Annotated in this window: 4 protein-coding genes and 1 pseudogene; 4 read left to right on the plus strand and 1 reads right to left on the minus strand. The window is 60.0% G+C overall.

Translation table 11 applies throughout. The features are described from left to right. Positions 1-195: 195 nt before the first annotated feature. From GT355_RS17160 to GT355_RS17175, 4 genes are all read left to right on the plus strand, one after another. Positions 196-2,088, plus strand: a complete 1,893-nt coding sequence (locus GT355_RS17160) for a transposase (RefSeq protein WP_008414057.1) — start codon at positions 196-198, stop codon at positions 2,086-2,088. Positions 2,089-2,300: 212 nt separating this feature from the next. Beyond that, positions 2,301-2,900, plus strand: coding sequence for a hypothetical protein (locus tag GT355_RS17165; protein ID WP_160135744.1), 600 nt, complete (start codon positions 2,301-2,303; stop codon positions 2,898-2,900). Positions 2,901-3,161: 261 nt separating this feature from the next. Next, the gene (locus GT355_RS18395) at positions 3,162-5,933 is read left to right on the plus strand and encodes a hypothetical protein (RefSeq protein ID WP_240145881.1); all 2,772 of its coding nucleotides are present in this window, start codon (positions 3,162-3,164) and stop codon (positions 5,931-5,933) included. Positions 5,934-5,957: 24 nt separating this feature from the next. Continuing rightward, positions 5,958-6,728: a DUF7282 domain-containing protein gene (locus GT355_RS17175; protein ID WP_160135745.1), complete on the plus strand. Its 771-nt coding sequence runs from the start codon at positions 5,958-5,960 to the stop codon at positions 6,726-6,728. An 8-nt stretch (positions 6,729-6,736) separates the two neighbouring features. On the opposite strand, the pseudogene GT355_RS17180 reads toward GT355_RS17175, so the two are convergent. After that, positions 6,737-6,862 (minus strand): annotated as a pseudogene (locus GT355_RS17180) (IS5/IS1182 family transposase); the annotation flags it as partial.

Genomic DNA, 6,862 nt, shown 5'->3' on the forward strand with positions numbered 1-6,862 from the left:
AACACTCGCCACGCTACCGTAGCCGCGTGTGAACAGCGCCACCTCCGCGCAGTGTTCGTCTGTCGGACGACTTGTGGGTACGGTTAGATATACTATATGAGTCCGAAGTCAACGCCAGAGTCGGACTCAGCCGACACAGATGCACGTATCGACGCGAAATCACCCACCACAAGCCCGCTGGACGACACTGCGGAGATGGTGGCAGCGGCTCTCGTCGCCGACGCCACCGGCTACAATGGCCGGTCACGGTTTTTCGAGGACGACCCCGACGGGACAGGCGATGCTCTCGACGGATTCGTTGCGGATGTCACGACCATCGCGCAATCACAGTGTGAGCGGGCCGGGAGCTACACCGACATCGAGACGCTGGTCTGCCACCTTCCGATCGATCATCTCACGTTCGCCGCACAAGATTCGTTAGCACCGTATTCGGGACGGTATCCGATGGCGATCCACGTTCGAGCGACCCTCCTCATGGAGATCAACGGGTGGGACGAAACTGCCCTCCACGACCACCTCCGAACACATCCTTCGCTGCGCCAGAATCTTGGCTTCGAAACCCTCCCGAATCAATCGACGTTCTGGCGCGCGTGGAACGAACGCTTCAGCGAGAAGCTCCGCGACGCCGTACGGGAGTGTGCTGACTCGATTGTGAGGGCCGCGCGTGCCTGCGGGGTGTCGCTTCCTGACCGGATCGACATCGACGAAGCAGATGAGTCGGACGCCGACGACCCTCCCGAACGTCAACTCGTCGCCGCAAAAACCGACGAGGTGTGGCAGCAGGCCAAACCGTTCGTGACCGACGCCTTCGCGCTCTCTCGTGGCCCGAACTGGCAGATTCATGAGAACGCCTTCTGGGAGCAACATGCCTACATGGGGATGCGCGAGGACATGTACGCCCGCAGCGGCCCCGCGTCGTTCTCACTCGATACCACACGCGAACGGATTCCTACGGGATCGACCCACCGTTACCAGATCGGAAAGCTCTCGGTCGCGGAGATCCGCTCGATGCTTCGCAATACGACGCGGATGCTGATCGCCCGCGCTCGCCAGAACGGCGAGCTCGATGGACCGGTCTTTGCGGCCATCGACGTGACCAAGGGCTTCCCGTTCACCGGTGATCTGGAGGACCACGATGACGATATCCTCGGCTACAAGGACGGCAACGACTACTACCAGTGGGCGGTGCTCAAAATCGTCGGGATGGATGTGCCGCTCGTCCTCGACGCCATTCCGCGCGTGCGAGGTCAGTCGAAAGACGAGATCGTCGAGAAGCTCCTGTCGCAAACGACCGAAATGGTGGATATCGACCTCGTGATGATGGACCGCGAGTTCGACAGCGGCCCTGTGAAGGACACCTGTGAGGAGTACGGCGTCCACTTCCTCAATCCGACACGCATCTTTGAACGCAGTGATGAGGCCGAAACCATCGCGTGGATGTACCGCAACGGCAAACGCTTCCACGTCACCGAGGAAGAGACGCTTGAGGGCACGTCGACACGCAAACAGATCTACCTCCCGCAGCGGTCGAATTCGGACGATGATGAGGACGACAGTCTCTCAGAGGTGTGGACGGAGATGTGCGGCGAGTGGGAGTTCGAGAATGTGGACGGCGAACCGAGCGAGGGGATGTCGTTCTCGCGGCTGCTCGCGGATATCCAGCGAGAAGAGGAAGTCGAAGAGCGCAAGCAGAAAGCCAAGGATGGAGACGTAGACACCGCCGAAACCGTCGTCTTCGAGACCAACCACCCCTACGTGACAGCGCGTGGCACTGACGATCAACGGATGGAGGGGAAGGAATTCATCCACATGATCGAGCGGCTGATCCGGTGGTATCGCCGCCGTTGGGGTATCGAGAACGGCTTTAAGAAGCAGAAACACTTCATGGTGCGAACCACCTCGACTGAACGCGACTATCGGTTCTTCAACTTCGCGTTCGCGTGCGTCCTCTACAACGTGTGGCGACTGGTCGACCTGCTGGTGAAGATCGCCATCGACGGCGAGGACCTCACGTACAAGCCACGAGTGGATGCGAACCAGTTCCTGACCGTGGCGAAACAATACTACGGCCTCGATCCGCCTGATTAACGCCAGACCATCTCTGTGAGCGCCCGGTCATGAGCGACAGCTCTCTTGGACGCTGGTTTGTTTCACGCTTTGAGACACTGGTTCTGAAACCGTGATCCGATTCTGGTCGCGACTCATTTGGTATGTCAAGAAACCGGCTGCAACGAACGTTCGACTCGTGCATTCAGCGGCTACCTAGCCGACATCAGGTGTTAGAGAGACAAACTACCTTGATGGAACGCGAGTATGCTACATCCATAGCTCGTCGTGGTCATATGTATGCTGACGGTGATACCCTCTATATGACGCTGAGGAACTCAGGGAGAGGCAACATCCGTTCTGTCTACCTGAAAAGTGAAATAACGAGTGATACGGGAGGTATTGACTGTAAACCGGGCTACTACCAACTTAGGACGATCGAGGGAGATGAACGGATGCTCTCTGGGTTATCCAATGCGATAGATTTTGAAGGAGAAGTCCACATTGATTGCTATCTTGAAGCAGTTGGGGAACTGAGGAGAATGCCTTTCGAGCAGTTCACAAGTCGACTAGTTAGGGAAGGCATAAACAGCTGCAAAGTCCGGTTAACGCTCGAATTCGTTGATGAGCGTGACCAACGCTATGAGTCACTAGATTCATTTGAAGTTGATGAAGTAAAGGTTCGTCTCCTTACACAAGAAGCTAAGGACGGAAACCCATCGTCAGAAATATTGCTTCCCACGGCTTTCTCTGAGGGTATCCCTGAGTTCCAGGAAGGTCGCCCACCAGAAATCGTCTCTCGCGGGCATCCAATAATAGAATGGCCTGAGAAGTTCGAACAACAAAGCGACTGAAATATTCCTGAGATCACCCATATCCCAATAGCCATTTCTATTCATATGCTAGCCCACTTTCTATTATGAAACATCTTTGACGTGTGTTGATTAAGCTTAAGCCGAATGTAAGAGGGCTATCTGTTAATGCGTAAGAGAGTTGCAGTTTGGGCTGTAGTGGCCGTACTCATCGTTTCGGCGGCTCTCATCGGGTTCCAGATCAATCCCCAAGGAGACACAACTCAGAGTATTGGAACAGAGTCCGGTGGGGACGCCGGTCCCATGAGTGTGAGCAGCATCGACCTGATCAACCAGACCGAGGGCTTGCTCACGTACGAGATTTCGTACAACGGAGCCTATCAGAAGGGCGAATTAGAGAACGCGCTCGTGCGGACGGTCGATGCCAAACGAGTGCAGGCGAGTAGTATCCAGGTCACGAACGTCGAGCAGCACGTCGCAACCGTTCAGGTCGCGACCGATGGGGACGAGAACCCTACTACGCTCGGCAATCGGATGCTCCGCTCGCTACAGTTGAATACCTCCGCTCAGACGGCTACTTCGGACACGTCTACCGCTACCGAATCGGAGAGCTCGGAAGCAAACGCAACCCACTATCAGATCGACTTTGTGCAGGGTGAGGCGATCGAGAACCTTCGTCACCCGCCGTCGAACTACTACACCCCGGACAAACTGATCCGCTACGCCCACGGGAGCACCGAGAACACCCTCAAACGGTCTTCGGATGGTGAATTCACCACGAACGATACGCTCGCGAGCGCGGTCGAAAGCTCCGATATAGTTGTGATGAGCAACGGGACCGCGCGCGTGAGCTTCCGGATCGCCGAGGGTACGGACCCGGTGACACTGACGCTCGCGAGCTACGAGAAGCCCGGCCCGGTGTGGTCTCCGACGAGCGAGGCCAACCAGACGTTCATCGACGCCGACACCCGGACCTTCGAACCCGGTGGCGTCTACACGCTCCGTGTCGAGCTCCCGCCGACCGCGACCGAGGACGTGAGCGAGGGTAGTTCGACGTCCAGCGGAACGGAGGCAACGGCGACCGAGACGGCCACCGACGACCCCGGCACGGCGACACCAACGACTACCCCGACCTCGACGAACACCGAGAGCGGCGAGGGTCAAGGAACGTCGGCAACAAGCGAGAGCACCACGGTCGCTACGACCACCGGCACGACCGATACCGCGACGTCGACCACAACGACCCCGGAGACGGTGGAGGTCCGCCCCCAGCCAATGCCGACCATGACGCCGACGCCAACCCCCGAGACGAGCGCCCCGAGTACCGATAGCGGGACGTCGGCGAGTACGGCCACGGAGACGGCGACCACGACCACCACCGAAACGACGACCGCGACGAGCACGCCACCGGCGTCGAGTACGGGCGAGACAGCGACGACCTCGGCAGAGACGTCGAGCGGCACGGCGTCGGGTCAGTCGGTAAGCAACACGAACGCCGACCGGATGGAGCGTCTAGAGCAGTCACTCGCACCGACGGATTCCGAGGAGAGCGGTACGGCATCCCCGAGCAGCACCAGTACGGCGACCTCGACGAGCGACGAGAGCACGTCGACAACCACCGGGACTAACGGGGACAGCGAGGAGAGCACGACCGCAACCCCGACGAGTACGAGCTCACCATCGACCAGCACTACCGCTGGCAGTACGCCGACGTCGACCTCGACGCCGGTCCCGACCACGGGCGACACGGCCACGGAGACGGCCGAAGATACGTCGACGGCGACGGACACCGAAACACCAGCACCGACCGAGACGGCAACCAGTACCGAGACGGGGACCTCGACGAGTACGCCTACCGCGAGCCCGACGAGCACTGAAACGCCCCCCACCGCGACAGCAACTCAGACCGAAACGAGCGCCCCGAGCACCGACACCGCGACGTCGACGAGCACGAGCACAGCGACAGAGACGCCCACAGCCACGCCGACCCCGACGAGTACCGAGACGCCGACTGAAACCCCCGAGGAGCCAACTGAAACGCCTACCACCACGGAAACGGCGACGGCTACTCCTACGCCCACCGAGACGGCAACAGAGACGCCGACACCGACGAGCACTGAGACGCCCACAACGACCGAGACGAGCACGGAAACGGCTACTCCTACACCAACAGAAACGGCGACGGAAACGCCGACGCCTACGCCGACTCCAACGGAGACGGCCACAGAGACACCGACACCGACCGAAACGCCGACCGAGACGGAAACAGAGACGCCGACACCGACCCCGACGAGCACCGAGACACCAACACCGACACCGACAGAGACGCCAACACCGACGCCCACAGAGACGCCGACTGAAACGCCTACGAGCACCCCGACCACGACCGAACCGGATGAAGGACAGAGCGCGTCGATCCTGTTCAACGATCAGTCGGTCGAGGACGCTCTACAGGTCGTCGTCGACGAGGCCACGCTCACCAGCGATAACGGTGGCTTCGTCGTGGTCTATCAGGCCGAGAGCTTCGGGGACGTCTCTCGCCCGGACGACCGCATAGGTATCTCCGGTCAGCTCCCGTCGGGTACAAGCGACAACATCCAGATCGACCTGCAATTCGGCGAGGCAGTCACGAACGAACGGCTCACCGCTGTTCTCGTGAACGACACTAATGCGAACGGTCGCTACGATCCGGGCGTCGACATGGGGGCAGTCGATTCGGAGGGCAACATCGTGAGCGATTCGGCGAACGTCGACTTTGCCGCCGACCTGTTCCCCGGCGACCTCCCGGACGACGGAGCGAATACGACCACGAGCACACCCGAGGAGACGACCGACACAGAGACGACCGAGACGGAGACACCAACTGAAACCAGCGAGGACGGCGATGATGGTGGTATCTTCAATGCCGAATCCGCCGAATCTACCGAGGCGGACGAATCCGAGACGACCACGACCACCACTACCGAAACGTCGAGTAGCGACTCAGGCGACGATGACGATGATTCGGAGAGTGCGGATCTAGCCGCCGTCGATCAAGCCGCCCGAAGCGTGTACGTCCAGACGTCGCCGCAGTAGGCGTAACCAATCCCTCTACCTTCCATGAAGCCCACAGTAGCCAGCGTGCTCGGAACCGTGTTCATCGTCGCTCTCAGTGTCGCCGTTCTGAGCGCGGGGTTCGTCGCCCCAGGAGCCGCCAACACGACCAGCGCGAACACGACCGCGAGCACGAGTACGAGCACGGTTGGCGAGGCGAACGTGACGATCGCCAACCAGACCACCAACGGGACCACAGTCATGATTCGGTCGGCTACGCTTCCCGAGGGTGGATTCATCGCGATACACAACGAGAGCTACCTTCCGCCGTCGAACGAGTCGGTCGGAAGCACGATCGGCGTCTCACAGTATCTCTCGGCGGGCCCTCATCAGCGGGTCGAGGTCGTGCTCGACGAGCCGATCGCCGAGAATCAGACGCTCGTCGCGACCGCCGCACGCGATGGGAACAGCAACCAGTCGTTCGACTACCTGAGCTCACAGGGATTCATCGACACCGCCTACTCCCGAACGGCGGGCGGAGCCGTCGACGATCAGGCATCGGTTCGGGTCGTGAATGCGACGTCGCTCGCAAGAGAGGCGAAAATCGGTTTCCCGAACCAGTCGACCACCGGAACAACCGTCACCGTGCAGTCGGTGACGCTGCCGGACGGCGGGTTTGTGGCTATTCATGGGGAGAACTACCTCCCGCCGAACAACGAGACACAGAACAGTCTACGCGGCTTCTCCGGGTATCTCACTCCCGGCACTCACCGGAATGTTTCGGTCGCATTGGAGCAGAACGTGACTGAAAATACGACACTACTGAGCGTGTCATAGAAACCGTCTCATGCAGTGAGTATCTCGCGGCCGGGGTTGTCTCCTCGTTCATCATTGGTGATCGCGACGACTACTCGGAGGCACAGCGCGAGGAACACCTGCGCTCGTGCGTGAACGCGGCCTCGGGCACGGAC

The organism is Halococcus salsus (genome assembly GCF_009900715.1).
GTDB lineage: Archaea > Halobacteriota > Halobacteria > Halobacteriales > Halococcaceae > Halococcus > Halococcus salsus.